This is a genomic window from Actinoplanes hulinensis, from assembly GCF_019429605.1.
Classification (GTDB): domain Bacteria; phylum Actinomycetota; class Actinomycetes; order Mycobacteriales; family Micromonosporaceae; genus Actinoplanes; species Actinoplanes campanulatus.
In genome coordinates this window covers 204,072-228,093 of sequence record NZ_JAHXZI010000015.1, presented here as the reverse complement: position 1 = coordinate 228,093, position 24,022 = coordinate 204,072, and the positions used below count along the sequence as shown (strand labels likewise).

The window sequence follows — 24,022 nt, the reverse complement described above, 5'->3', positions numbered from 1 at the left end:
CTACGGCGCCTCGCGCAGCACGATGCGGCCGGGGCGGACCAGCAGGATGCGGCCGTCCTCGGCGACCGCGAGCAGCTCACGCCGCGGTTCGCCCTCGTACCGGTCCATCGGCACGTTGTCGCACGTCGGGCCGGTGCACCGCCACACGGTCTGCTGCCAGTGCCGAGCCGGCTCGCCGATGGTCAGGTGGAAGCCCCGGTCCGGCGGGCCGGGCAGTGCTGCGGCCACGTAGACCGACGGTCCGGCGACGGCCAGGCCGCCGGTGCCGTTCGCGCTGCCGGTGGCGACCGTCGTGAGTTCCGTACCCTGGAACAGCCGTTGGTCGAAGTAGGCGACGATCTGGTCGCCGGCGGTGGTCCAGACACCCCGGGGCGCGACGCCGACGTCAGCGGTCTTGCGCGGGTTCGCGCAGGTCACCGGGTCGCAGCTGAATCGGAGGACGCTCATGCCGGTCCAGAACGCGGCGTCGGGGCGGCCGTCGGCGCCGATCGTCAGGCGGGCGCGCGTGCCGTTGCGGTAGCCGTCCTCCGGGCTCCGGTCGGTGACGCCGAGGTCGTGCCGCCGCGGCTCGGCGCACTCCAGATCCGCGCACCGGATCAGCGAGAACCGGTAGCGTCCCAACTCCCCGCCCTCGGCCGGCGCGGCCACGAAGAACCACAGCGAGCCGTCCGGCGCCGGCGCGCCGGCGGCCTCCACCGAGGCCATCGGGTCGAGCTTCTCCCTGGCGCTCGTCCTCACCGGCAGCCAGGCTTCCCGACACCCATCCGGTACGCAGCGCGCATGGTGCAGGAACGGCCCGCCCTTGTCCGGTCCCCCGGTGACGGCCGTCTTGACGACCGTCCCGTCGGTGCCGATCCCGACCGTGGCCCACCCGTCGATCGCCGGCGGGCCGCCGTTGACGTCGGTGAACTCCTCGCACAGGTCGTCGTCGCAGAACCAGACCCCGGCTTCGGTCACGATCACCGGATGCCGCCCGGCCGGCCAGGCCACCGCCACCGGCCCGCTCGGCCCGCCGTCGTTGGTGCGGACCGGCCCACCGAACCGCCCGGCCACCGCCGGACCGCCCGCCACCAGCACGGCGACCGCCATCATGGCGACTCCCGGCCAGACCCGCACCCCCGGCCTCGCCGCCACACGCGAGCCGACCGGCCCCTCAGCCACGCCCGATCCGGCAGGACCGGAACCCACGAACGAACCGGCCGCATCCGCACCCGCGAACGAACCGGCCCCATCCGCGCCCGTAGCTGAACCGGCCGGGATCTCCGTCACGTGCGCAAAGGCCGCGAGCCCCACCTGCGCGGCCAGCGCGAACGGCAGCAGCACGACGTCCGCCGCGAACCCCGGGAGAAGGGACGCCGCCAGCGCCGGCACCACCACCCCGCCCAGCAGGAAGGTCCCCGCCTCGCGCCAGGACTCCGGCCGGTCCCGGCCCCCGACCACCCGGGCGACCCCGGCCAGCAGCAGCCGGGACGCGACCAGCCCGCCCGCCGCGAGCACGGCCAGCGCCAACGGCACCCAACCGCTGCCGGCGGCCATCAGCATGCCGAGGTAGACCGCCCCGCCGACGGCGACGAGCCACGCCGCGAAGACCGGCAGGAACGCAACCGCCCGCCGGAGGGCACCCACCACACCGAGGCCCCGCGTGACGGCACCGACCCCGGCGAGCAGCCCGACGATCCAGGCCGCCACCAGCACGCCGAGCATCGCCCAGCCGACCACTGGCCGGTCACCCGCGAACCGCTCCAGCACCGCCGTCACCAGCAGCTCGACCGCCACCACCGGCAGCAGGACAGCCACCAGCACTCGCCGGGACTCCCACGCGAGCCGGTAACCCTCTGTAAGCATCGCGCCAGGATAGGGCCCTGATGATCTCGCCGCGAACCGGTGTCAGGCGAGCATGCGCGCGAACTCCTCCGGGTCGATCACCGGGATGCCGAGCTGAACCGCCTTCTTGGCCTTGGCTGTGGTGGTCTCGGCGGTGACCAGCGCGGTGGTCTTGGCCGACACGCTGCTGCTGGCCGACCCGCCCAGCGCCTCGATCCGCTCGCTCACCGTCGTGCGCGTGTAGCCGGGCACCGAGCCGGACACCACATACGTCTTTCCGGCCAGCGGCTTCGCCCCGCCGTCGTCGATCACCTCCATGGTCAGCCCGTGTGCGGTCAAACGGTCGATGACGTCGCTCATCGCCACCAGGCCGTCCACCACGTGCTGTGCCTTGATGAGGCCCATCTTGTCGATCTCGGCGATCTCCTCGACGGTGGCGGCCCGCAGCGCCGTCATCGACTTGAACCGCGCCGCCAGCCACCGGCCGACGCTGCGGCCGGTCATCCGGATGCCGAGCCCGGTGACCACCCGGTTGAACGGCTGCGCCTTGCTGGCCGCCAGCCCCGCGACGATCCGCTCCGCGTTGGCCCGGCCGAGCATGACCGTCCCGCCGGCCACGGTCCTGCCGACCGGCAGCTCGGCGATGTCGTCGACGGAGAGTCCATACAGGTCGGCGACGTCGCGGGCCAGCCCCGCCTCGATGACGGCGTCGCAGAACGAGTCGCCGGCCCCGTCCACGTCTAGTGCCTCTCGACTGCACCAGTACGCCAGCGCGTTCGCCGCCGCGCACGAGGCGGTGTGGCAGCGCCAGAGCAGGCTGCTCCTGTCCCATGCCTCGCCGCACTGCGGGCACACCTCGGGGGCCACCCACGGGGTCAGCCCGTGCGGTTGCTCGCCGATCGGCGAGGTGACCCGCGGGATGACGTCGCCGGCCCGCCACACGGCGACGGTCTGCCCGAGGGCGAGGCCCTGTTCGGCGACCCACTGCGGGTTGTGCAGGGTGGCCTTGGTGACGGTGGTGCCGCCGACCTGCACCGGGTCGATGATCGCGCGCAGGCTGATCCGCCCGGTCCGGCCGACCCGCACCTCGATCTCCCGCAGCACGGTGGAGGCGGTGTCCGGTGGGTACTTGAACGCGGTCGCCCAGTACGGCGTGCGGGAGGCGAGGCCGAGCCGCCGCCGGGTGCTCTCGGCATCGGCCTTGATGACCGCGCCGTCGATCGGGAAGACCAGCTCGGATCGCCGGGCCCCGATCGCCTCGATGGCCGCGATCACCTCCTCGGCGGTGAACAGCTCGCCGCCGACCCCGTCGATGAGCCGGCAGGCGGCCGGGAAGCCGAGCTCCTCGGCCCGTGCCATCCGCCCGAGGTGGCTGCCGGAGGGGTCGACCCCCTCGCCGGTGATCTCGTAGGTCGCGAAGGTCATGGGTGCCTCGTAGGCCCGGTCGATGCTGCGGATCGCCCCGGCGACCGCGCCCCGCGAGTTGACGAAGGCCTTGCCGCCGGCGGCCACCCGGTTGGCGCCGGCCGCCTCGAAGTCGGCCACGGTCATGTAGACCTCGCCGCGCACCTCGCCGGTCCAGGGGGTGGCCAGCTCGGCCGGCAGCCCGGCGACGCCGCGGCGGACCTGGGCGGTGACCTCCTCACCGGTGGCGCCGTCGCCGCGCAGCGCGGCCAGCACGAGGCGGCCCGCCTCATACTCCGCGCGGAGGGCGAGGCCGTCGAGCTTGACCTCGACCAGGCACCCGTCACCGCCGAGGGTGGCGACGAACGCGGCCACCTCCTCCGGCGTCTTGATCTTGTCGAGGGAGAGCATCGCGGTGGGGTGCCGGACGTCGCCGCCCGCCGAGGCCCCCGCGGCCACGGCGGTGGTGATGCCCTTGTCGTCCCAGTCCGGATGCTCGGCGAGGGCCGCGGCTATCCGGTCGGCGAGCACGTCGTACTCGGCGTCGGTCATCATCGCGTCGCCGGTGTCGTAATACGCCTGAGCCGCGTGCCGCGCCGACTCGACGGCCTGGTCGAACTCGGCTCGGGAGGCGAACGCGGCGATGCCCACCGGAGCGATGCCGGGAGAAGGTGAACGATTGACCATGCCAGGAGGGTACGGCCGGGGTCCGACAAAATTCCCCGGCCGGCTCCCCGCGGGGGTTTCACGCCAGCAGCGCCCGCACGCCGGAGACGTAGCCGGACGGGTCGGTCAGGGGGACCAGCAGGCGCTGGAGCACGTACCCCTGAAGGAGGCTGAGCATCGCCGCGCCGATCTGGTCCGGATCGGTGCCGGCCGGCAGGTTGCCGGCGGCCTGCCAGCGGCGGGCCACCTCGGCGCAGTGCCCGCGCAGCCGCAGCACCACCCACTGGGCCCGGTCGTACACCTCGGGGTTGCGCAGTGCCTCGGCCCACACCTGCACGCCGAGCCGGGTGATGTCCACGCTCGGCAGCGGCCCGTCGACGAGCCGCTCGTGGATCGCCGTGATCATCGTGGCCACCGCGTCGGCCGGGGACGGCACGGCCCCGTCGGCGAGCAGCGCGCCGAAGACGTCGTCGGCGGTGGCGTGGGCGAGGTCGGCGACCGCCGCGATCAGCTCCTCCTTGCTGCGGAAATAGCTGTAGACGGCGCCGGCGGAGAGCCCGGACTCGGTGATCAGGTCGGCCATCGAGGCGCCGTGGAACCCCTTGACGGCGAAGACCCGGGCGGCCGCGGCGAGGATCTCGGCGCGGCGGCCGGCCCGGTGTTCGTCGGTGACGCGTGGCATGCGTCCCACGCTAAAACGAACGACCGTTCTTGACAAACACCCGGCACTCGGCCCATCGTTTAAAACGAACAACCGTTCACTTTAACGAAGGAGCCGTCATGAAGCAGGTCACCGCCACGGTCGGGCTGCTCACGGTCATCATCAGCGTGCTGCTCACCGCCTTCGCCTGGCCGGCGGTCCGGTCCTCGGTCCACGACGTGCCGATCGCCGTCGCCGGTCCGGCCCCCGCCGTCGCGCAGGTCACCGGCGCGCTGGAGCAGCGTCTGCCGGGAGCGTTCGACGTCACCGCCGTCACCGACACGGCCGCCGCCGAGCGGCTGATCAGGGACCGGGAGGCGTACGGCGCGATCGACCTCACCTCCGGCACGCCCCAGGTGATCACCGCCTCGGCCGCCGGCACCGCGGTCGCCCAGACCCTCCAGGCCCTCGGCACGGCGCTCGCCCATGAGGGCCAGGCGCCCACCACCGCCGTACGCGACCTGGCCGCCCTGCCCACCGACGACCCGCGCGGCGCCGGCCTGGCCGCCGGCGCCCTGCCGCTGGTACTGGGCGGCATCCTGGCCGCCGTCCTGCTCACCGCCCGGGTCCGCGGCACCGGCCGGCGGGTGGCCGGCGCCCTCGCGTTCGCGGTGACCGGCGGCCTGGCGATGGCCGCGATCCTCCAGTTCTGGCTGGGCTCGCTGGGCGGCGGCTACCTCGCCAACGCCGGGGCGATCGGGCTCGCCGTCGCGGCCACCGCGCTCACCGTGCTCGGTCTGGAGTCCCTGCTCGGGATGGCCGGTGTCGGCATCGGGGCGGCGACCATGATGCTGATCGGCAACCCGCTGTCCGGCGCCGCGACCGCCCCGCAGATGCTGCCCGGCTGGTCCGGCGCGCTCGGCCAGCTGCTGCCGCCCGGCGCCGGCGGATCGCTGCTGCGCTCGACCGCCTTCTTCGACGGCGCCGCCGCCACCCGGCCGGTCGTCGTCCTGCTCGCCTGGCTCGCCGTCGGCGCGCTGCTCTGCGCGGCCGGCGCGATGCGCGCTCGCCGCCGCCAGGCAAAGGCACCCGCCGAGCCGGCCCGGGAGGTCGCCACGGCCACCGCATAGGTCTTATATTGGCGGGACGCCAATAAGGAAGGCCGGTCATGGACGCCGAAGCTGCCCGCCTCCGCCTCGCCGAGATCCGCGCGGCCGGCGGCGAGACCACCATCGACGAACTCGACGACCTGTGGGCGGCCCTGCCACCGGTGCGCCCCGAGGACATCCTCGGGGCCTGGCGCGGGAGTGAGTTCACCAGCGGCCACCGCTTCGAGGGCTACCTGCCGAAGATCCGCTGGCACGGCAAGCGGTTCGACTCGCTCACCGAGGTGGCGCCGCTGGTCTGCCGCACCGACGGCGGCGAGCTCTTCGACGACGTCGAGCGGGCCAAGGGCGGCGCCAGCCTGTGGCCGGTCGAGTTCCGCGGCGAGACCACGGCCACCATGGTCTACGACGGCCAACCGGTGCTCGACCACTTCAAACAGGCCGGCGAGAACACCCTGCTCGGCGTGATGAACGGCAAGGGCGTCCTGGACGAGGGCCGCCACTACTACTTCGTCCTCGAACGGGAGTGACCGGTGCGCATCCAGGCGGCCCTCGTCGAGCGGGCCGGAGCGGCCTTCACCATCCGTGACGTCGATCTGGAGCCACCCCGCGACGACGAGGTGCTGGTCCGGATGACCGCGGCCGGCATCTGCCACACCGACCTGGCGATGCGCGGCCGCTGGCCGGAGAAGATCTCCCCGATGGTCTTCGGCCACGAGGGCGCCGGCGTCGTCGAGGCGGTCGGCGCCGCGGTCGGCTCGGTCCGGGTGGGCGACACGGTGGCGCTCAGTTACCGCAGCTGCGGCGGCTGCGACCAGTGCACCGGCGGCCATCCGGCCTACTGCCTGCGCAGCGATCTCAACATGCGCGGCACGCGGGCCGACGGGAGCAGCCCGCTCAGCCTCGACGGCTCCGCCGTCTTCGGCAACTTCTTCGGCCAGTCCAGCTTCGCGACACACGCCCTGGCATATCAAACCAATGTGGTACGGGTTCCCGCCGCGCTCTCCCCGCTGATCGCCGCACCGCTGGGTTGCAGTGTGCAGACCGGCGCCGGCACCGTCCTCAATGTGCTGTGCCCCTCCCCCGGCGACACGGTGGCCGTCTTCGGCTGCGGCGGCGTGGGCCTGAGCGCGGTGATGGCGGCCGTCTCCCTGGGCTGCACGGTCGTCGCCGTCGACCCGAACCCGGCCCGCCTGGAGCTGGCGCTCTCGCTCGGCGCGACCGACGCCGACGTGGCCGGAGCGCACCACGCGATCGACACCACCGGCCGCCCCGACGTGATCACCCGGGCCATCGGCGCGCTGCGGCGGCGCGGCACGCTGGCCCTGGTCGGCCTGGGCGGGAAGGCCGAGTTCGACATCATGACGGTGATGTACAACGGGATCCGGATCCGTGGCGTGATCGAGGGCGACGCCGCCCCGGCCACCTTCCTGCCGCAGCTCATCGACCTGCACCGGCTCGGCCGTCTGCCGGTGGAGCGGCTGGTCACCGAGTACCCGTTCACCGAGATCGAGGCCGCCGCCCACGACGCCGCCACCGGCAAGGTGGTCAAACCGGTGCTCACTTTCGGGTAGACATGGATCTATGACATATCCGCCTCCGAAATACCACCGGGAGACCGGCGAGAACAGCGCGCTGCACCGGCCCGCCGACGCGAAGCCGGAGCTCGTCTACCCGAACGGCACACGTATCCACTACCTCGCCACCGGAGAGTCCACGGGTGGCCTCTTCGGCCTCTACCGATGGGAGTGCGGGCCCGAGGTGACCGGTCCGAATCCGCATTTCCACCGTTCCATCAGCGAGTCGTTCTACGTCCTGTCCGGGGTCATGAGCATCTACAACGGGGACCGGTGGATCGAGGCGGAGCCGGGTGACTGGGTGCATGTTCCGATCGGCGGCGTGCACGGCTTCAAGAACCGGTCGGGCGTGCCGGTGTCGATGCTGCTGCACTTCTCGCCGGGCGCGCCGCGGGAGGGCTACTTCGAGGGGCTGGCCCATCTGGACGAGATGACCGACGACGAGAAGGTCGCGTTCTACCGGGAGCACGACAACATTTGGATCGACGAGGGCTGATGCGGGGAAGCGCCGTACGGTCGGACCGGCTTGCCGGAGATGGCACCATGCGGCGCTTTCCGTGGCCCCCGTGAGCAACCCATTTCGGATATCCTTCGGTTCGAACTCCATCCGCGCCTTCGGAAATGAGAAGCCGTGTCGGACCTGGCCTTTTCCCGTGAAAAGCTCCTCGAGACCCTTCTTCAAGTGCAAGGCCTGTCCGATCGCTCCGCGCGGGACGCACGCGTCGAGGAACTGAACGGCATGCTCGCCGCTCCCCTGCGCATTCGCCGTTCGGACGACGCGGCCGAGGATCTCGCCGCCATCCTGGAGGCGGCCTCCACCGCGCCGAACGGTCTGCGCCTGTTCGCCGAGACCGTGATCCGCTGGCATCCCGGTGACGCGTCCGCCCGGTTCGGGGCGCTCGCGGCGGGCAGCCGCCCCTCCCGGCCCCGGGTCTACCGGCCGGAGGAGCGGATCGTCGGCGACATCCCGATCCGGAACAGGAATTTCACCGGCCGGGTGGAGCTGCTGGAGCGGCTGGGCGCCACGCTGTCGAAGGAGTCGACCACCTCGGTTCTCCCGCCGACGCTCAAGGGTCTCGGAGGTGTCGGCAAGACTCAGCTGGTCATCGAGTACGTGCACAGGAATCTGGACCGCTACGACCTCATCTGGTGGATCCCGGCCGAGCAGTCGTCCACCGTGCTCGCCTCGCTGACCCAGCTGGCGCAGCGGATCGACCTGCCGATCGCCGACGACCAGCAGGAGACCGCCCGGACCGTGCTGAACTGGCTGGCCGCCGGTGGCGACGACCGGGACTGGCTGCTGGTCTACGACAACGCCGACGAGCCGTCCGACCTGACGCCGCTGCTCCCGTCGACCGGCGGCCACGTGATCGTGACGACCCGGATCGAGGAGTGGAGCCACATCGGCATCCCGATCGAGGTCGACGTGTTCCGGCGGGACGAGAGCGTGCAGATGCTCACCCGGCGGACCCGGGATTCCAGCTCGCTGGCGCCGATCACGGATGACGAGGCGGACGAGCTGGCCGAGGCGCTCGGTGACCTGCCGCTGGCCCTGGAGCAGGCGGCGGCCTGGTATCTGGCGACCGGTATGCCGGTCGGGGAGTACATCGAGCTGCTGGGTGAGCGCAGCGAGCTGCTGAACGAGGGTAAGCCCGCCGACTATCCGCTGACCGTCGCCGCGTTCGTGTCGGTCGCACTGGAGAAGCTGGACAACAACGACCGGGCCGCGGCCCAGTTCTTCGCCCTGTTCGCGTTCCTCGGTGGTGAGCCGGTCCGGCAGTCGCTGCTGGTGCGCGGCGCCAACGCGGCGCTCACCGCGGAGCTGCGGGCCGCGCTCAACGACTCGATCTCGACCGGCCGGATGGTTCGCGAGCTGCGTAAGTACGGTCTGGCCAAACAGGTCGGCCGGTCCACGTCGGCGATGGCGGCCGGCGACCGGACACCGCGGCTCCAGGTTCACCGGCTGGTGCAGCGGGTGCTGCGCGACACGCTCAACCCGGAGTTGCGCCAGGAGACTCTGCGCAACGTGCAGCGGCTGCTGGCGGTGGCCAAGCCGGGCGACCCGGACGAGGTCGGTGAGCTGGCCCTGCAGAGCGAGATGGGCCCGCACCTGACGCCCGCGGACATGGTGCACTCTGGCACCCCGGAAGGCCGGCAGACGGTCCTCGACCACGCCCGCTACCTCTACATCGTCGGCGACTACGAGAACAGCCGGGCCCTGGCGAGCCGGGCCTCCGAGGAGTGGTCGAAGGACGAGACCGATCCGCTGCTCGGGCCGGACGGACAGTCCACTCTGCTGGCCCGGGCGCAGATCGCCAACGCGATCCGGGCGCTGGGCGACAGCAGCACGGCGTCCGAGCTGCTGCTGGACACGTACAACCGGTTCCTGGGCAGTCCGTTGCTGGGACCCGAGCATCCGTACACATTGATCACCGGCAACCAGCGCGGGCACGACATGCGCATCGCCGGTCAGTACCGCGAGGCGATGGCGTTCGACGAGGAGAGCTACCGGCTGCACCGGGAGGTCTTCGGCGACGAGGAGACGTACACGCTGCGGGTGAAGGGCAATCTGGCGGTCGACTACCGGCTGTTCGGTGACTTCGCGCAGGCGCTGAAGCTGGACGAGGAGATCGTCTCGCACTGGGCCGACCAGGGCATCGTCGATGCCAACGTGATCCGCACGCACATGAACGTGGCCCGCGACTTCTACGGTCTCGGCCACTACAACGCCGCCCTGGAGCGGCTGCGGGAGTGGCTGCCGGAGCAGGAGCGGCTGCTCGGCGCCCGGCACGGCTTCGTGCTGATGTCCGAGCGGACCCATGCCATCACCCTGCGGAAACTGGGCCGGCTCGCCGAGGCGCTCGAGGTGATGCGGACCAACCACGAGCGCACCGCCAACCGCTTCAACTCCCCGTTCAACCGCAGCCACGAGTTCTCGGTGGCGGCGACGGTGAGCCTGGCCAACGTGCTGCGGCAGGCCGGCGAGTTGCCGGAGGCGGCGGAGCTGGCCGACGACGCGCTGAACCGCTACCGCGACGACTTCGGCGACGACCACCCGCTGACCCTGGCCGCCGAGGTGAACCGGGCGATCATCATGCGGGCCGCCGGGCTGTTCGAGGAGGCGTTCGCACTGGACCAGCACGCGTACCCGCGGTTGCAGGTGAAGCTGGGCCCGGACCATCCGTACACGATCTGCGCCGGCACGTCCCTGGCCAACGACCACGCGCTGGCCGGCCGGCACGGAGCGGCGCTGGAACTGTCCGAGGAGATGCTGCGCCTGAGCCGGGAGGCCGACGCGAAGGGCACGGCGGCACGCGGCGGCCAGGACCATCCGTACGTGCTGATGCGGGCCATCAACCTGTCCCTGGATCTGCGGGCCACCGGCGCCGAGGAGCGTGGCGCGGCACTCTTCCGGGATTCGCTGGATCAGCTGAGCGGCCTGCTGGGCGCCAGCCATCCCGAGGTCGCGGCGGCCGCGGCCGGGCAGCGGCTCGAGGGCGACATCGAGGCGCCGCCCACCTGATCGGCACGGCCGGGCTTGTCGAGGTCCGAGTTTCGATCCTTTTCCGGTACGCGTGTCCTCGTCCCGTTCCCATCAGGGCCGTTCCGCCCGCCCGGCCCCTCTCGCTGCCCGCTCCAGCCTGTGCCGCCCCGACCGGGCGCAGATCGGTGCCCAGGCAGGCCGGGCCGACCGTCACTTCCGCATGTGCCGCCGCTCACGGCCCCGCTTTCGGTCACGCTGCGCGGGTGATCGCGGTCTCGCCGCCCAGGCACCCGATTGCCTCTGCCGTTGCACCGGCCACACTGCGCGAATGGTCGCCGTCTTGCCGCCCAGACACCCGATTGCCTCTGCCGTTGCACCGGCCACACTGCGCGAATGGTCGCCGTCTTGCCGCCCAGACACCCGATTGCCTCTGCCGTTGCACCGGCCACACTGCGCGAATGGTCGCCGTCTTGCTTCCCAGGCACCGGGGCTGCCCGCACCCGGCCGTTGCGGCCGTCGCCCGATGCGGGTGGTCCCGCTTGCACAAGGGTGGGGGGCGCGCACGGCGGCGGTGTCGTGGTCGCCTACGTGGCCTATCGCCGCGACGGCCGCCCACGTGGCGGCGTTTGTGTGCGTTCACCGCCGAAAGCCCGGCCGGCCGGCCCGAACTCCGCGTGAGCGAGGAACCCCGTTCACCAGCTCTTGTGGAAGATCGAGGTAGCCGGAGAGTCTCTTTCTCCGCTGGCGCCGGGGGTGGATGTCAAGTCGCCTGTGCGCGTGTTTCCCGCCTTCGCCGCGAGGTTCGGCCGGTCACCGTCGGCCGCGCAAGTCATCCGCAGGTATCGATGTGGATCTTGGGTGATCGTCACCGAACGCGCGATCTTGCGCCATGGTGGCCATCCGGATGTATCCGATCACCCAAGGTCTTCCAGCGGAAATAGATCATGGGCGATGATCGACCGCCGGACAACAACCAGGAATCAAGATCGGCCCGACAGCCACCATCACCCAAGATCGCCGGTGAGCCGGCGTGACGCCACAGCCATCCGAATGCGCGACTCGACATCGCGGCCACCCACAACCGAGAAACAGGCTCTCCGGCGCCCTCGGCCCTCCACAAGAACCGGTAAACGAAGTTCCGGCCGGCCGGGCTTTCGACGGTGAAAGCACACAAACGCCGCCACGTGAGCGGCCGTCGCGGCGATAGGCCACGTCGGCGACCACGACACCGCCACCGTGCGCGCCCACCCTCGCGAAAGCGCGCCCACCCACCCCGGACGACCGGCGCAACGGCCACGAGCGGGCACCCCCCGTGCCTGGGAAGCAAAACCGCGACCACCCACCCCGGACGACCGGCGCAACGGCCACGAGCGGGCAGCCTCGGTGCCTGGCGAGCAAACCGGGACCACCCGCCCAGGGTGACCGGCGTGACGGCCGGGAACAGCGCCCCGGTGCCTGGCGAGCACAAACCGCAACCACCCGCCCAGAGGGAACGGCAGCACCTGCGGGAGTGTCCAACCGATCTACGCCCGGCGGGGGCGGCACAGGCTGGAGCGGGCAGCGAGAAGGGCCGGGCGGGCGGAACAGGGCGAATAGGAACGGGACGACGACACGCGTACAGGGAAAAGATGCGGAAGCGACACGCGGACCGCGACCGGAAGGGTTCTCTAGCGGCCGTTGCGGTCCTGCCAGGCGCCGTGGATCCGGGCGAGCGTGTCGCGCGCCTCCCGGGCCACGCCGTCCGGGACCGGTTCGGCCAGCAGCCGGTCGGCGGTTCGGCGCAGTTCGCCCGCGAAGCGCAGACCGTCGGCGGTCAGCGACCCGGACCCCTCGACGGCGGTGAGCCCGCGGTCCACCTGCAACCGCGTCTCGGCGAAGCGGGCCTCGGCCACCGGGATCACGCCGCGCAGCGCCCGCCAGGTGTCGGCGACCCCGGCGAAGGCGTAGACGCCTTGGAGCAGGCCGGGCAGCGGCCGCGGGTCGGTACGCCACGGCGCGAAGTACCGCCCCTCGTCGTCCGGATCGGTCAGCTGGACCAGGTCGAGGATCGCGCTCAGCTTGGAGTGCTGGAACTCGTGCACGAGGGTGACCGCGAAGTCGGCGGGCGTGCCGGGGCGCGTCAGGCCGAAGACGCCGAAGGCGTGCCGGATGGTGGCGCTGCGGGCCGATCGCGGGTCGGTCTGCAGCAGCGGGACCAGCGTCTCCAGGCCGGCGGCCAGTTCGGCGGCCCGTTCCGGCAGGCGGGTGGCGAGCAGCGCCCACGCGCCGGTGAAGGTTTCCTGCCAGCGCCGCACCTCGTCGCCGGGCAGCCGGTTCGCGGGCGGCACGTGGTGCCCGTGCCGGTACGGATGCACGTCGTCCAGGGCCAGGTCGATCGACTGCCCGCGGGTGGCGGCGGTGAGCCGACGCACCGGCAGCCAGCCGTCCCCGGCGGAAAGCTCGACCACCCCGTCCGCGCTGAGCCGGAACAGCCGCCCCCCGGTCGTGCTCACCTCGACCGTGGCGGCGTTCCCGGCCTCGATGGCGCCGACGCCGGGCAGTACGGCGAGGCCGTGGTGCACCGGGACCGCCACCGAGCCGTCGACGCCGGCACGGGCGGCGGCGACCACCGCGATCGCCGACAGATATCCGAGGTCCCCGCCCGACGCCTCGCCCTGGAGCACGGCCCGGCCGGTGATCGCCGCCCAGCCGCCGGTGAGCGGGTCTCCGAGCACCCGGTGGAACGCGGCCGGGTCGGCCTGCCGGGCGCGCTCCAGAAGCTCTCCAGCAGAGTCAGGAGCCTGTTCCAGCAGGAACCGGATGAGCAGCAGATGCTTGCTGAGCTGGGTGCGGCGCAGCTCGCGGATCGCCTCGGCGCCGCCGAGCCCGCCCGCCAGCGCGGAGAGGGCGTCCGGGGCCAGCCGGTGGACGGCGACGGTCATGGTTTTCTCCCGAGGGAAACGGCGACACGGTCGTAGACGTGGCGGACGAGGGCCAGCAGGTCGGCGCAGTAGACGGACGGCGACCGGAATCCGGTGCCGTGCCGGTAGCGGTGGGCGTAGTGGCCGCCGCCGCAGAAGGCGACGGCCGGGCAGGACAGGCAGTCGTCGGCGAGCGCCGCGCGGCCGATCTGCCGGGCCACGATGCCGGGGTGGTCGAGCGCCTCGTCGAGGTCGTGGCGCAGCACGTCCAGCCCGGTGGAGCAGGCCCCCTCGTAGGCGCTCTTCAGCGCGTCGACCTGCTCGATCGCGCCGTCCGACTCGACCACGACCACGCCGGACGGGCTGAGGCCGAGCTGCTCGCCACGGCCGGCCCCGCCGAGGACCAGGTTGATCGCGTCCTCGAAGATCCGGATCCGGGGCGGCGCCTCCTCGGCGTACCAGCGGTCGAAGACGGCGATCAGCCAGTCGGCGTACGGTGTGGCGCGCCCCTCGACCGGCGGCGGCGGGGACTCCCAGTTGGCGTGCGGCAGCAGCAGGTCGATGGCCGGCGGGTCGAACGCCCGTAGCTGCTCGTAGCAGGCCAGCGGGTTGGTTTCGGCCGCCACGGTGCAGAGCAGTCCGGCGTACGCGGGCCGGTTGTCGGGTTTCTGGAGCAGGGTGAGGGCGCGTTCGACGGCGGCGAAGCTGCCCCGGCCGTTGGGTGTCCGCCGGTGCCGGTCGTGGTCGGCGGCCACCCCGTCGACGCTGACGCCGGCCTGGATGCCGTTCTCCAGCAGCATGGCGACGTGCCGCTCGTCGAGCAGGACGCCGTTGGTCTGCATGCCGATGTCGACCCGGCAGCCGTCCGGGAACACCGCGCGCGCCGACCGTGCGAGTTCGGCGAGACGGTCCCGCCCGTACAAAAGAGGCTCTCCGCCATGCAGCACCACCCGCACCCGGGTGAGTCCGTGCTGCCGGGCGTGCGCGGCGAAGCGTGTCAGCGCCGCGTCGCGCACCTCGTCGGGCATCGTCCGCGGCCGCTCACGCCACGTCTGGTCCGGGTGCTCGTAGACGTAGCAGTACGAACACGCCAGGTTGCACCTTTGATGGACTTTCAGGACCATCTCGCGGAACGGGACCGGCCGGTGCCCTGCCGCGCGCACGGCGGCCACGTCCAATTCGGCGTACGGCCAGGGAGCCGCGGCGTGCGGCGCCGGGGCCACGGCCGTCAGTCCTCGGCGACGAACGAACCGAACGCGCTGATCACGCCGTCGGTGTCGGCGAGACCGTCGAGCACCTGCCGCAGTGACCGGCCGAGCACTCCGGAGGTCCCGGCCGCCAGCGACTCGATCGGGAGGTCGGAAACATCGGCTAGCGGGATCCACCGATCCTCGCTGGGCGCCTCCGCCGATGCAGCATTCATGGTGACCTCCTCCGGCGCTCCCGGCTCCGGCGCCGGAAGGCCCTGTCAAACCCTGTCAATATGTGGTTGACCTGGTAATTCGCGGTTTGTGTCGCCCCCACGGGGAAACGAGGGCGACCGTCCCAGGCTACGGTTCAAGGCCTCCGCCGGATCGGATGTCGGACGAGTTCTGACAAGAGTTGACAGCCTGATTCAGGCTGACGGCGGTTCGATGTGGGCGATCGCGCGGACACCTCGCGCCACATCCAGGACGGCCGGATGGCCCGCACCCAGGCTGCGGCGCAGACCGCCGAGCACGGCGTCCAGCGACGGAGAAGCCCCGCCGTCGGCGGCGAAGTTGGCGGCTGCCAGCAGTGTGTCCGGGTGCGACTCGCCGTAGACCTCGCGGGCGCTGCGGTAGGCCTCCTCGGAGATGCCCAGCGCCGACGCCGGATCCTCCAGCGACATCGCCGACGCCAGGTTCGTCACGGCCGCGACCGTGAACGGGTGCTCGGCGCCGAGACGGCCGCGCAACGCCACGTACGCCTCGGATCCGATCTGCCGGGCGGGCTCGGCGCGGCCCATCGCCAGCAGGGTCGCCACCACGTTGACCCGGGCGACCTGGGCCAGCGGATTGTCGGCGCCGAGCGCCTGCTCGTACTGCTGCTCGGCGCGTTCCGCGACGTCCAGCGCCTCGCGCAGCCGCCCGAACTCGCGCAGCGCCCCGCTCCAGCTCATCGCCACCGCGAGGGTCAGCTCGCGGGCCACCCCGACCCGCACCAGGCAGGCCTGATGGCAGGCGGCCAGTTCTTCGGCCGCGCCGCCCGGGTCACCGAGCCGCCGCGCCGCCACCCCGCTCATCCGGCGGGCCCGCAGCAGCTCCCGGCCCTTGCCGTGGGTGAGCACCCCGGTCAGCCGCCGCCCGATCTCCCGGTAGCGGCCGAGCCCGTACAGGTCCTCGGCGATGGCATTCAAAAGACGATGAAAAGCCCCATCCGGTACGCCGATGCGCGCCTGCAACCGCACATAGGCGTCCTCGTCGTCGGCGTACGCGTCGCCGAACCGGCCCAGCAGCCGCAGGCTCACGCCCCGGTTGTACCGGCTGGCCGAGGTGCGGTAGTCGTCCTCCGGGAAGAACCGCAGATGCCCGCGCAGGGTCTCCTCGTCCAGCTCGAACGCCCGCTGGTAGTGGCCCGCGATCCGCAGATCGTGCCCCCGCCCCCGGGCCAGGTCCAGCGCCACCGGATGATCCGTGTACGCCGGGTCGGCCGCCAGCCGGGCCGTCATCTCCGCGGTCAGGGCCTCCGCCTCGGTGTACCGCCCGGCCGCCCGCAGCGCGTTTGCGTGGTACCGCCGGATCTGGAGCACCGCCTCGTCGGTCCGGGCCGAGGCGGACCGCGCCGCCAGGGCCGTCTCCACCCGCTCGCCGAGCCGCCGTGCCCCGGCGATGTCGTCGTCCAGGAACCGGAACCGGATCTGGTGCCGCACCGTCCGGTACGCAGCCGGATGGTGCCAGTCGACCAGCTCGGCCGGCCCGACGTGCGCCGCGATGGCCCGGTGGGTCGGCCAGGTCCGCCGGTCCTCCGGATGCCCCGGGTCGGCCGCCACCAGGATCTCCCGCACGTGGTCGCGGTTGCGCTCCCCGGCCGCGTCGGGCAGCAGGTCGCGCACCGCGAGGCGGATCAGCGCCGGGATCTCGACGCCGTCCTCCGGGCCGCGCCGGGCCAGCCCCGCCTGCACCAGCTCGGCCAGCCGGCGGCGCAGCGCGATCTGGTCCTTGAGCAGCGCCCGCAGCTCGGCCGGCACCTCCCGGCGGGCGGCCGTCGCCAGCAGCGGCACCTGAATCGGGCCGGCCCCGAACCCGGCCAGCAGCGTGAGCAGCCGCACCGTCCCCGGATCGCGGCCGAGCCGGGCCAGCGCCGACCGCACCTCGGCCAGCACCGGTTGGCCGATCGACAGTGTGGACGGATGCCGGCAGAACTCGGCGAGCGCCAGCGGCATGCGCCCGAACGCATCGGCCGCGGCCGCGTCCCGTCCACGTTTGCGCAGGTACTGGGCGACCTCGCCGGGGTCGAAGTCGGGCACCTCGACGTCGCGGTAGGCGCTGTCGCGCGCCCACGTCGCGTCCCGGGTCGTCACGATGACGCTGCCACTGATGGTGCGGATCAGGGCCCGGATGTCGCTGCCGCGCAGGCCGTCGAAGATCAGCAGGTAGGTGCGGGCCCGGCCGAACGCGGCGAACAGCCGGTCGAGGGTCTGCCGCCGGTCCGGCGACGGCGTGATGCCCAGCCGTTTCGCCAGCTCGACCAGCGAGGTGGTGGCCCGGTCGAGATCACGTGCGTCCACCCACCAGACGATCGGGTACTCCGGGGAGTACAGCCGGGCGTACTCCGCGATCAGCTGCGTCTTGCCGACGCCGAGCGGGCCGTGGACCACCACCGGCACGTGCGGATCCCGGGTCAGGTGCTCGTGGATCAGGTCGAGTTGTGGTTCCCGGCCGGTGAAGAACGGGTCCCGTTCGGGAAGCCGGCCGTGCACGATGACCTCGGCCACCGGCTCGGGCGGCCGGATCTCCACCCACGGGTGAGGTTCCGGTTCCGGCTCGGGCTCGGGTTCCGGCCGGGGCGCCGGGTTCCGGGAGGCCGATGAGCACAGTTCGACACCGACGGACAGTTCCTCGTCCACATCGACCGGCTGATCCGCCGCCCGGCACAGCACGATGATGATCGACCGGATCTTGCTCCACGCGGGCAGCGGGTCGCCGCGGAACAGTGCGCTCACGGTCTCGTGCGACACCGGCTCCAGGCGCGGGTTCTTGCGGGTCATCTGGCTGATCGCCCGGGTGGCGGGCCTGCCCGCCACGTTGTACAGCCGGTGCAGCCGGATCAGGAGCCTACGGTGATTGCCTTCCGGCACTCGGTCGACGCCTGGCAGATCGATGGGCACTCCGCACGCTCCGAGGCACGTCGCATGGCTGTGGAGATGGCACGCCGGTTCAGCTGTGAGACCACCAAGAATGTCATGCCTGGTCGCCTGTCAACAACCCGGCAACCGAACCCCTATGGCGATCTGCAATACTGCAAACTGCCATAAGGAGGTGGGGTGTGCGTAAGGCTGATCGGGATCTGGCATCGCTGACGGTGCTCGCCCTGCTGATGACGGGGCCGCGGCACGCGTACGAAATGCATCTTCTGATCGAAAGAACCCACAAGACGTTCGTCACCGGGTTACCGCGCAGCCTCTATCACGCGGTGAATCGGCTGGTCGGCGGCGGCGAGATCCGGGTCAGCGACGTGGTGCGCGAGGCCGGGCGGCCGGAGCGGACCGTCTACGCGCTCACCGATCAGGGGCGGGCACGCCTGCGGGAGCGGATCGGGGTGCTGCTGCGTGAGCCGGATCCGGATGCGTCGCTGCTCACCGCGGCCCTGAGCTTCGCCGGCTGCCTGTCACCGGAGACGGTGGCCGGTCTGCTGCGCGAGCGCCAGGCCGGGCTGGAGCGCCGCCTGGCCGCCGCCCGTGCCGTGCCGGACCTGCCGCGCATCCTGCTGATCGAGACGGAGTACGAGGTGAGCAGGCTGACCGCGGAACGCGACTGGGTGTCCGCGGTCGCCGCGGACATCGAAACCGGCCGGCTCACCTGGCCCGCCGACATGGCCGAACTGGCCGACGTAACGCCACTCCTGGAGGAGGACGGATCATCACACCGCAACACCCGGGTACGGGCGTCGTGAAGCTTCTGTTCGAGGCCTCGGCGCCGGTGAGCGCACGGGTCGAGCGGGTACGGGCGCTCATCGACGACGGCTGGGTGCTGGACGCGTTCCTCGGCGGCGAGGAGGCCCGCTCCTACGTGGACGTCGACCATCGGCCCGGGGTCGTCGGCTTCCAGGGCCACTGGTGGTACCGCGGGGAGATCAGCGCCGTCCCGTCCGCGGACGGGACGACCGTGACCTACCGCGTCTACAACATCGCCCGGCGCTCCGCCTGGGCGGTTCCCCTGGCGAACCGCCTGTTCATCGGCTACCGCCGGACGGTCCACGAGGGAGTCGCCGGCCTGGCTCGAAAAATCGAGTCCCACCTCGGCACCTGACGGCTGAGCAGCGCACCCGTCCTAGGATCAAGCGATGACCCCCGATCAACCCGATGCGGCGGCCCCGGGCGTCGAGGTCCCTCCGCAGCGCAAGGACGGCACGTTCACCGGCTTCCTCGGCTGCCTCGGGGGTCTCGGCGTCGTCCTGGTCCTGTTCACGGTCGTCATCGTCGTGTACTTCGCCGCCTTCCCCGTCGCGCTCTCCGTGTTGTCGGATGCCTACGTCAGTCTGGCCCGATCAGCCACCGCCGGGAACCCGCGCGGCATGGCAGCGGCCGGATGGCTGCTCTTCGTCCTCACCGCGGCCTCGGTCCTCGCGCTGGCCCTGACCCGTGACCGGCTCGCACGACGATGGGCCCGCACGATCGGCGCGGTGGCCGCGACGCTGGCGCTCGCCGCCTGGAATCTCCTGCCGCTGCGTGGCAGCGGCCTCTTCGCAACCGTCGACGGGCCCGGCGGGAGCGGCTTCATCACCGGCGCCCGGTGGGGCGCTCCGGCAGGGGCCCTGCTGCTGATGATCGCCGCCCACGTGCATTTCCGGAAGCGGGCCAAGGACTTCTACGTCCGGCATTCGATGTTGCGATGGACGATCGGCCTAGTCTCGGCCCTCGCCGTCGCGGCGCTGGCTGTGGCCGTTGTCCGTGCGGAATGATGCGCCGACGTCGAATACCCGTGCGCACCGCGTGGCCGCCGTCAGAGGATGCCCAGGACGGCAAGGGGGAGGTCGGGCGAATCACCGCATGAGGGCCGACGTCCGCCGCGCTAGGTGGAAGTGGGGCTTTCGCCGGAAGCGAGCGCCCGTTTCGCCCCCTTTGCATGGCGACGTTATGCGATCTTGAACGATTGGCCACCCGAAACGGTGGCAAATCGTTCAAGATCGCTCTGGTCGACGCGTCCACCGGCAAGAGACTCTCCGATGCATCCGATGGCCCAAGGTCTTCCAGGGGAAACAGATCATGGGCGATCATCGACCGCCGAGGCGCTTTCCGGGGTGAGCGCGCACCACGCTCGTCACCGCCCCCCGGTAACCGTGACGGGCGCTACGGCCGGGAGCGGGCAGGCCCGATACCCGGCAAGCACAACGACGACCACCCACCGAGCGCCACCGGCCGCAGAAAGCCGGAGGGCAGGCAACCCGGAAGCGGGCGACCGGTGGGCGAGGGGACGTCTGGCCGGGCCCGGGTAAGCACCGATCTCAGCCACCGCGGCAAAGGATGGAGTGGCAGCCGGTCGCGGCTCTTTTGTACAAGAATTAGGGCTTTACCAGAATTTTGGCGTGTTTGTCGGCTTTGGCGAGGAGATCGAACGCTTCGGGGACACCGTCCAGACCGACCACTCCCGTGATCAGGGGGCGCGGGTCGATGCGGCGGCGGGCGACCATGTGCAGGGTTTCGCGGAACTCGGCCGGGTCGTAGCAGAACGAGAACCGCAGGTCGACCTCCTTGTTGCTGGCCATGGTGGGCCGGAACGTGTCCGGCCGCATGCAGACGCCGACCACGACGATGCGGGAGCGGAACGGCGCGTGGGTGACGATGTCCTCGATGACGCCGGGCACTCCGACGCACTCGAAGACGGCGGCGCCCCGCGGACCGGCCCCGAAACGCTGACCGGCCCGCATCACCGTCCACCACGGAACGCCGGGGATCCGCTGGAGGGCGTCCATCGCGTCGATCCCCGCCCCGTAGAGGGCCGTAGCCTCGGTGACCAGCCGTTTGTCATCACCGAGCACGTCCCACGGCGACTGGACGGCCGGGTCGACGACGACGTCGGCGCCGCAGGTGCGGGCCAGTTCCCGGCGGGGCCCGGAGAGGTCGCTGGCGACGACCCGGCGGACTCCGGAGGCCTTGAGCATGAGGATCACGGCGAGGCCGATCGGCCCGCACCCGATCACCACGGCGGTGTCGTCCTTGGCCACGTCCCCACGGCGGACCGCGTGGTAGGCGACGGCGAGCGGTTCGGTGAGGGCGGCCAGATCGGGGTCGAGACCGTTCGGGACCGGCATGGTGGCGGCCTCGGAGACCAGCAGGTATTCGGCATAGCCACCGGGCGCGTGCTCGGACATGCCGGTCATGTGAACGTCGTCGCCGTGCTTTATCAGCGGGAGGGAGACGACGGCCTGGCCGGGTTTCCAGCGACGGCGGCAGCCGGGACCGTAGGCGTCGACGATTCCGGTGAACTCGTGTCCCATGACCACGTGGTGTGATCGGCGGACGAAGTCGGGATAGCCCACCTCGGCGGCCACATCGGCGCTGGGCTCGGCGTCGAGACGGACATGAAGATCAGAACCACAGATCCCGGTACGGGTGACCTTCAGCCGAATCTGGCCGTGCCCCGGTTCCGGCAGGGGCACCTCACCGACCGACAGCTTCCCGTCGTGCAGGATCACCGCTCTCACGCGTCCACCTCCGCGCGTACCCGGCCGAAGACCAGGCCCTCGTCGAGTTTGGCCCGGTTGGTTGCCCACGAGTCCAGCAGCACGTTCTGCCGGAACGCCCACGGGTAGCGGCGGGTCACCCGGGGCATCAGATCCGCGGCGCGGGCCAGATAGCCGGACTGCATGTCCATGAACGGCCCGGTCGGCCCGAGGTCGGCGGGCGGGCTGGGCACCACGCTGTCGGCGCCGGTGTCGAGCAGTTTGCGCAGCAACCGGGCCACGAACCGGGCGGTCAGGTCGGCGCGGACGGTCCAGGACAGGTTGATGTAGCCGATGCAGACGGCCAGGTTGGGCAGTCCGCTGAGCAGTGTCCCGTGGTAGGCGTGCGACTGCGACAGGTCGGCCGGCACCCCGTCGACGCTGATCGCGATGCCGCCGAGCAGCCGCAGCCGCAGCCCGGTGGCGGTGACGATGATGTCGGCCTCCAGAACCGAGCCGTCCTCCAGGCGGACACCCGACGGCACGAACCGGTCGATCCGCCCGGTGACCACCGACGCGTCGCCGGAGCGGATGGCCTTGAACAGGTCGCCGTCGGGGGCGATGCACAGCCGCTGCTGCCACGGGTCGTAGGGCGGCCGGAAGTGGGTGTCCACGATGTCCGCCGAGCCGACCTGCGCCACCGCCCCCTTGCGCAGCAGCGCCCGCATCCGGTCCGGCCAGCGGCGGCAGGCCTGGAACAGCGCCCACTGCATGACGGTGTTCTTGGCGCGGGTGATCCGGTGCGCGGCGCCGGCCGGCAGCACCTTGGCGAGCCCCCGCCCGACGACGTCGATGCTCGGCTGGGCCAGCACGTAGGTGGGCGTGCGCTGCAGCATCGTGACGTGCGCGGCGTCGCGGGCCATCGCCGGGACCACGGTGACCGCGGTCGCGCCGGAGCCGATGACGACGACCCGCCTGCCGGTGTGGTCGAGATCCGGGGGCCAGAACTGCGGGTGCACGACCCGGCCCGCGAAGTCGCCGGTGAACCCCGGGTCGTACGGGTCCTCGTAGTCGTAGTAGCCGGTGCAGAAGGCCACGAACCGCACCACGTAGCCGAACCGCTCACCGCCCCGGGAGGCCGTCACCCGCCAGCGGGCGGCGGCGCTGTCCCAGTCGGCGGCGACGATCCGGGTGCCGTACTCGATGTGCTTGTCGACCCCGGTCTCCCGCGCCGTCTCCTCGACATAGGCGAGCAGGTCACCACCCTCGACGATGGACTTCTCGCCGGTCCACGGCCGGAACGGGAAGGACAGCGTGTAGACGTCGGAGTCGGACCGCACGCCCGGATAGCGGAACAGGTCCCAGGTGCCGCCGAGCCGGTCCCGGCCCTCGGCGATGGTGTAGGTCAGCTCCGGGCACCGCTCGCTGATCCGGTGGGCCATGTCGATCCCGGAGATCCCGGCCCCGATGATGAGCACGTCGACGTGCGAGTCCGTCATGCCGTGATCGTGCTCCCGTTACCCGCCGGAAACTTGACTCAGCCCGACAATACGGCTCCCGGGTGCGCGGACCCGGCGTGGTGGCACGCCCCACCAGCGGTGGCAGGCCCGGCTGAAGGTGGCCTGCTCGGCGAATCCGAGCCGGGCCGACACGTGGTGGAACGGCAGGCGCGTCCCGGTCAGGTAGAGCCGGGCCCGGTCACGCCGCACGTCGTCGACGATCCCGGCATACGTGGTCCCGAGCTGGGCGAGGCGTCGCTGCAGCGTCCGGGGGTGCAGGGCGAGACGGTTCGACAGGACCTCGATGGGTACGGGGCCGAAGTCCAGTGACTCCCCCACCACCGCCCGGATCCGGCCGATCATGTCGTCCGCCCCGGGCAGGATGATCCGCAGGTAGGACTCGGCCCGGTCGCGCAGCTCCTCGCGGGCGCCGGCGACCGGCCGGGTGAGCAGCTCGTCGGGCACCCGCAGCAGTGACTCGGGCGCTCCGAACCGGACCGGCGCCCCGAAGAACCGCAGGTAAGCGCCCGGGTCCGCGGTCGGCCGGTAGTCCAGCCGGACGTCGATCAGCCCGTAGTCGCCGCCGAACAGCCGCCGCATCGCCCGGTGCAGGAACCCGATCCCGGCGTCGGTGGCCTGCACCGGCCGCAGTCCGGCCCGGGTCTGCCGGTAGCGCAGCGCGGTGACGCCGGGCCGCCCGTCCGGGTCGGCGATCCGGTCGACACTCAGCGCGTCGCTGTGCACGGCCAGGTAGCGCTCGGTGGCGGCCAGGGCGTCGGCGCCGGTCCGGCAGTTGGCCAGCAGTGCGGCGAGCGGCCCGAGGGTGTCGAGGTCGTGCCGGGCGGCCATCCGCAGTCCCAGGTCGGGGCAGTCCAGCCGTTCGGCCGAGTGTTGCAGGAGGGCGGCCAGCCGCCAGTCGGCGATCGGCACGTCGTCGTGGTCGAGGACCGCGGTGTCCAGTCCGGCGGCGCGCACCAGCGGCGCGGGGGGGGGGGCGCGCCCCCCCCCCCCCCCCCCCCCCCCCCCCCCCCCCCCCGCCCCGCGCGCGCGCCGGGCAGCACGCACCGGACCCCCCCCCCG

18 protein-coding genes are annotated in these 24,022 nt (G+C 72.1%); 8 read left to right on the top strand and 10 right to left on the bottom strand.

Going from position 1 to position 24,022, the window contains the following annotated elements; genetic code table 11:
• Genes KZ829_RS27640 through KZ829_RS27630 form a run of 3 tightly spaced genes read right to left on the bottom strand, consistent with a single transcriptional unit; the run spans position 1 to position 4,576 of the window.
• Positions 1-1,845 carry a hypothetical protein gene (locus KZ829_RS27640; RefSeq protein ID WP_220146836.1) on the bottom strand — a complete coding sequence of 615 codons (1,845 nt, stop codon included), beginning with the start codon at positions 1,843-1,845 and terminating at the stop codon, positions 1-3.
• Positions 1,846-1,887: 42 nt separating this feature from the next.
• Positions 1,888-3,915: an NAD-dependent DNA ligase LigA gene (ligA, locus tag KZ829_RS27635; RefSeq protein ID WP_220146835.1), complete on the bottom strand. Its 2,028-nt coding sequence runs from the start codon at positions 3,913-3,915 to the stop codon at positions 1,888-1,890.
• Between the two features lie 58 nt (positions 3,916-3,973).
• Complete coding sequence (locus tag KZ829_RS27630) at positions 3,974-4,576, bottom strand: TetR/AcrR family transcriptional regulator (protein ID WP_220146834.1); 603 nt, start codon at positions 4,574-4,576, stop codon at positions 3,974-3,976.
• 98 nt (positions 4,577-4,674) lie between these two features.
• On the opposite strand from KZ829_RS27630, the gene KZ829_RS27625 reads away from it, so the two are divergent.
• From KZ829_RS27625 to fxsT (KZ829_RS27605), 5 genes are all read left to right on the top strand, one after another.
• A complete protein-coding gene (locus tag KZ829_RS27625; RefSeq protein ID WP_220146833.1) occupies positions 4,675-5,664 on the top strand; it encodes a hypothetical protein in 990 nt (329 codons plus the stop codon).
• A 38-nt stretch (positions 5,665-5,702) separates the two neighbouring features.
• Entirely contained in the window at positions 5,703-6,170 is a 468-nt protein-coding gene (locus tag KZ829_RS27620; RefSeq protein ID WP_220146832.1) for a DUF4334 domain-containing protein, read from the top strand.
• Positions 6,171-6,173: 3 nt separating this feature from the next.
• Positions 6,174-7,214, top strand: coding sequence for an NAD(P)-dependent alcohol dehydrogenase (locus KZ829_RS27615; protein ID WP_220146831.1), 1,041 nt, complete (start codon positions 6,174-6,176; stop codon positions 7,212-7,214).
• 10 nt (positions 7,215-7,224) lie between these two features.
• Complete coding sequence (locus KZ829_RS27610) at positions 7,225-7,713, top strand: cupin domain-containing protein (RefSeq protein ID WP_220146830.1); 489 nt, start codon at positions 7,225-7,227, stop codon at positions 7,711-7,713.
• Between the two features lie 135 nt (positions 7,714-7,848).
• Positions 7,849-10,740: an FxSxx-COOH system tetratricopeptide repeat protein gene (gene fxsT, locus KZ829_RS27605; protein ID WP_308285685.1), complete on the top strand. Its 2,892-nt coding sequence runs from the start codon at positions 7,849-7,851 to the stop codon at positions 10,738-10,740.
• A 1,628-nt stretch (positions 10,741-12,368) separates the two neighbouring features.
• Here the strand turns inward: fxsT (KZ829_RS27605) and KZ829_RS27600 are convergent.
• From KZ829_RS27600 to fxsT (KZ829_RS27585), 4 genes are all read right to left on the bottom strand, one after another.
• Positions 12,369-13,622 carry an HEXXH motif domain-containing protein gene (locus KZ829_RS27600; RefSeq protein WP_220146828.1) on the bottom strand — a complete coding sequence of 418 codons (1,254 nt, stop codon included), beginning with the start codon at positions 13,620-13,622 and terminating at the stop codon, positions 12,369-12,371.
• Positions 13,619-14,824 (bottom strand): FxsB family cyclophane-forming radical SAM/SPASM peptide maturase, encoded by a 1,206-nt coding sequence (locus KZ829_RS27595; protein ID WP_308285684.1) that lies wholly within the window; start codon positions 14,822-14,824, stop codon positions 13,619-13,621. The genes KZ829_RS27600 and KZ829_RS27595 overlap by 4 nt, the downstream gene beginning before the upstream one ends.
• Before the next feature lie 5 nt (positions 14,825-14,829).
• Positions 14,830-15,024 carry an FxSxx-COOH cyclophane-containing RiPP peptide gene (gene fxsA, locus KZ829_RS27590; protein ID WP_220146827.1) on the bottom strand — a complete coding sequence of 65 codons (195 nt, stop codon included), beginning with the start codon at positions 15,022-15,024 and terminating at the stop codon, positions 14,830-14,832.
• A gap of 192 nt (positions 15,025-15,216) precedes the next feature.
• Entirely contained in the window at positions 15,217-17,949 is a 2,733-nt protein-coding gene (gene fxsT / locus KZ829_RS27585; RefSeq protein WP_220146826.1) for an FxSxx-COOH system tetratricopeptide repeat protein, read from the bottom strand.
• A 158-nt stretch (positions 17,950-18,107) separates the two neighbouring features.
• On the opposite strand from fxsT (KZ829_RS27585), the gene KZ829_RS27580 reads away from it, so the two are divergent.
• The 3 genes from KZ829_RS27580 to KZ829_RS27570 are packed head-to-tail and all read left to right on the top strand — an operon-like array spanning position 18,108 to position 19,742.
• The gene (locus tag KZ829_RS27580) at positions 18,108-18,734 is read left to right on the top strand and encodes a PadR family transcriptional regulator (RefSeq protein ID WP_220146825.1); all 627 of its coding nucleotides are present in this window, start codon (positions 18,108-18,110) and stop codon (positions 18,732-18,734) included.
• Positions 18,731-19,090 carry a hypothetical protein gene (locus KZ829_RS27575; RefSeq protein ID WP_220146824.1) on the top strand — a complete coding sequence of 120 codons (360 nt, stop codon included), beginning with the start codon at positions 18,731-18,733 and terminating at the stop codon, positions 19,088-19,090. Before KZ829_RS27580 ends, KZ829_RS27575 begins: the two co-directional genes overlap by 4 nt.
• A gap of 34 nt (positions 19,091-19,124) precedes the next feature.
• A complete protein-coding gene (locus KZ829_RS27570; protein ID WP_220146823.1) occupies positions 19,125-19,742 on the top strand; it encodes a hypothetical protein in 618 nt (205 codons plus the stop codon).
• 600 nt (positions 19,743-20,342) lie between these two features.
• Here the strand turns inward: KZ829_RS27570 and KZ829_RS27565 are convergent.
• Genes KZ829_RS27565 through KZ829_RS27555 form a run of 3 tightly spaced genes read right to left on the bottom strand, consistent with a single transcriptional unit; the run spans position 20,343 to position 23,917 of the window.
• Entirely contained in the window at positions 20,343-21,485 is a 1,143-nt protein-coding gene (locus KZ829_RS27565; RefSeq protein WP_220146822.1) for a zinc-binding dehydrogenase, read from the bottom strand.
• Entirely contained in the window at positions 21,482-22,942 is a 1,461-nt protein-coding gene (locus KZ829_RS27560) for a flavin-containing monooxygenase (protein ID WP_220146821.1), read from the bottom strand. The genes KZ829_RS27565 and KZ829_RS27560 overlap by 4 nt, the downstream gene beginning before the upstream one ends.
• Before the next feature lie 18 nt (positions 22,943-22,960).
• A complete protein-coding gene (locus KZ829_RS27555) occupies positions 22,961-23,917 on the bottom strand; it encodes an AraC family transcriptional regulator (protein WP_220146820.1) in 957 nt (318 codons plus the stop codon).
• Positions 23,918-24,022: the final 105 nt, after the last annotated feature.

Coding starts and splice junctions, on each gene's coding strand:
- KZ829_RS27625 (WP_220146833.1), top strand. CDS start 4,675: ATGAAGCAGGTCACCGCCACGGTCGGGCTGCTCACGGTCATCATCAGC.
- fxsA (WP_220146827.1), bottom strand. CDS start 15,024: ATGAATGCTGCATCGGCGGAGGCGCCCAGCGAGGATCGGTGGATCCCG.
- KZ829_RS27570 (WP_220146823.1), top strand. CDS start 19,125: ATGACCCCCGATCAACCCGATGCGGCGGCCCCGGGCGTCGAGGTCCCT.
- KZ829_RS27640 (WP_220146836.1), bottom strand. CDS start 1,845: ATGCTTACAGAGGGTTACCGGCTCGCGTGGGAGTCCCGGCGAGTGCTG.
- KZ829_RS27610 (WP_220146830.1), top strand. CDS start 7,225: ATGACATATCCGCCTCCGAAATACCACCGGGAGACCGGCGAGAACAGC.
- KZ829_RS27620 (WP_220146832.1), top strand. CDS start 5,703: ATGGACGCCGAAGCTGCCCGCCTCCGCCTCGCCGAGATCCGCGCGGCC.
- KZ829_RS27630 (WP_220146834.1), bottom strand. CDS start 4,576: ATGCCACGCGTCACCGACGAACACCGGGCCGGCCGCCGCGCCGAGATC.
- KZ829_RS27560 (WP_220146821.1), bottom strand. CDS start 22,942: ATGACGGACTCGCACGTCGACGTGCTCATCATCGGGGCCGGGATCTCC.
- KZ829_RS27600 (WP_220146828.1), bottom strand. CDS start 13,622: ATGACCGTCGCCGTCCACCGGCTGGCCCCGGACGCCCTCTCCGCGCTG.
- ligA (WP_220146835.1), bottom strand. CDS start 3,915: ATGGTCAATCGTTCACCTTCTCCCGGCATCGCTCCGGTGGGCATCGCC.